Below are 2273 nucleotides of genomic sequence, written 5' to 3' on the forward strand. Positions count from 1 at the left end.
TGGGGACATTCATTTCTTTAAGTCGTAGATTGATATAACGTTTAATTTTATGGGGTCTATGATTGTACATAGATATTGCCTTATTAGAGAAAAATTCTTCTATAATAGAAGCAATAATATTTTTAAAACGGGATTTAGAGTTTTTGTAACGTTCTAGATTATTTTTATTGAGGGTAACAAAATTAAAAGAGTGTATATGTTGTAATTTTTTTTCTATATTTTGGATTTTGGGTTCATTAACAAGTGATATTAGATTACATTTGCAGGTGGATATTTTATTTTTGAGATTATTATTAAATAGTACAAAATTATCTATCAGATTTTTTCTTGTGTTAAGAATCGTACCATAAATATTTCGTAAATCTTTGGTTGTGATCTTTAAATCAAAAAATTTATGTAAAGATCTATTTAATTTGAAAGCTTGGATTGGGAGTATTGTGACATTTTGTAAAGATTGAATAGCGTTAACAACAATTTGAGAATCAATTAAAGTATATCTTGTGAGTTCTAAGCCGTTATTTGGTTTGTAAATAATTGTATTGTTACTGTTTTTTGCAACTAAGATATTCTTATTATTGAGATGTGTGAGAGGAATACCAGTTGACATGATAATTCCTATTAATTTATATTTAATGTTTTCAGATTGTATAAGATGGGTGCCAAGTAAAATAAATTCATCAGGATTAATATTTAAGTTGGGATTATCTGATCTTTTTCTTCTGAAGAAATTAAGTCTAAACATTTTAAACATTAATAAAAGTATATATCCTAAAGTAAAAAAAACAAAATTATTTATAAATTCTGTAAAGATATATTTGTGTTTCTTTTATGGGAGGTATTGGTTTCTTTTGTGGGTAGTTTTTGCAATTGAGATTCTATTTGGTTTTTTTTATAGGAGATATAGGTTTCTTTTATAGGGGGTATTGGTTTCTTTTATGGGAGATAATGAACAAGGAATCTATACTAAAAACAAATTATATATATAATTTGTTTTTAGTATAGATTCCTTGTTCATTATCTCCCATAAAAGAAACCAATACCCCCTATAAAAGAAACCTATATCTCCTATAAAAAAAACCAAATAGAATCTCAATTGCAAAAACTACCCACAAAAGAAACCAATACCTCCCATAAAAGAAACACAAATATATCTTTACAGAATTTATAAATAATTTTGTTTTTTTTACTTTAGGATATATACTTTTATTAATGTTTAAAATGTTTAGACTTAATTTCTTCAGAAGAAAAAGATCAGATAATCCCAACTTAAATATTAATCCTGATGAATTTATTTTACTTGGCACCCATCTTATACAATCTGAAAACATTAAATATAAATTAATAGGAATTATCATGTCAACTGGTATTCCTCTCACACATCTCAATAATAAGAATATCTTAGTTGCAAAAAACAGTAACAATACAATTATTTACAAACCAAATAACGGCTTAGAACTCACAAGATATACTTTAATTGATTCTCAAATTGTTGTTAACGCTATTCAATCTTTACAAAATGTCACAATACTCCCAATCCAAGCTTTCAAATTAAATAGATCTTTACATAAATTTTTTGATTTAAAGATCACAACCAAAGATTTACGAAATATTTATGGTACGATTCTTAACACAAGAAAAAATCTGATAGATAATTTTGTACTATTTAATAATAATCTCAAAAATAAAATATCCACCTGCAAATGTAATCTAATATCACTTGTTAATGAACCCAAAATCCAAAATATAGAAAAAAAATTACAACATATACACTCTTTTAATTTTGTTACCCTCAATAAAAATAATCTAGAACGTTACAAAAACTCTAAATCCCGTTTTAAAAATATTATTGCTTCTATTATAGAAGAATTTTTCTCTAATAAGGCAATATCTATGTACAATCATAGACCCCATAAAATTAAACGTTATATCAATCTACGACTTAAAGAAATGAATGTCCCCAATAAGTTTACTTATAAACACCAACTAGAAATCTTCTCTAATATTTTTGCAAAGTAAATACAATCACAACCAAATATTTTACTTCCCCAATAAGCCTAAAATAGTATATAATAGTGACATAAGGAGATCTTAATGGAAGAATTAGCATACCCAATTATAACTCAAAAAATGGTACTTTCGGAGCTCGTTAAAGCCGGTATTGATAAAGATGTGGCCAAAGATTTGTCTTTTAGATATTACAAAAACGAACTCACCCACAAAGATATCGAATATCTCAAAGAAAACTTCGATATCAAACTCGAAATGCTAGAAAA

3 protein-coding genes are annotated in these 2273 nt (G+C 25.9%); 2 read left to right on the forward strand and 1 reads right to left on the reverse strand.

The genetic code is table 11. The features are described 5' to 3' along the window. On the reverse strand, positions 1-751 hold a 751-nt coding region (locus U881_RS11325; protein WP_152520637.1), incomplete at its 3' end, for a hypothetical protein. Positions 752-1209: 458 nt separating this feature from the next. Between U881_RS11325 and U881_RS11335 the strand changes: the two genes are divergently transcribed. Then, positions 1210-2016, forward strand: a complete 807-nt coding sequence (locus U881_RS11335) for a hypothetical protein (protein WP_024652900.1) — start codon at positions 1210-1212, stop codon at positions 2014-2016. Between the two features lie 75 nt (positions 2017-2091). Next, a partial coding sequence (gene bdr / locus U881_RS0100360) for a Bdr family repetitive protein (protein ID WP_024652901.1) occupies positions 2092-2273 on the forward strand: 182 nt, incomplete at its 3' end.

It is taken from the genome of Borrelia persica No12, assembly GCF_000500045.1.
Taxonomy (GTDB): domain Bacteria; phylum Spirochaetota; class Spirochaetia; order Borreliales; family Borreliaceae; genus Borrelia; species Borrelia persica.

What these genes read in the sequence shown, in the direction of transcription:
- U881_RS11335 (WP_024652900.1), top strand. Translation starts at nt 1,210, where the DNA reads ATGTTTAAAATGTTTAGACTTAATTTCTTCAGAAGAAAAAGATCAGAT.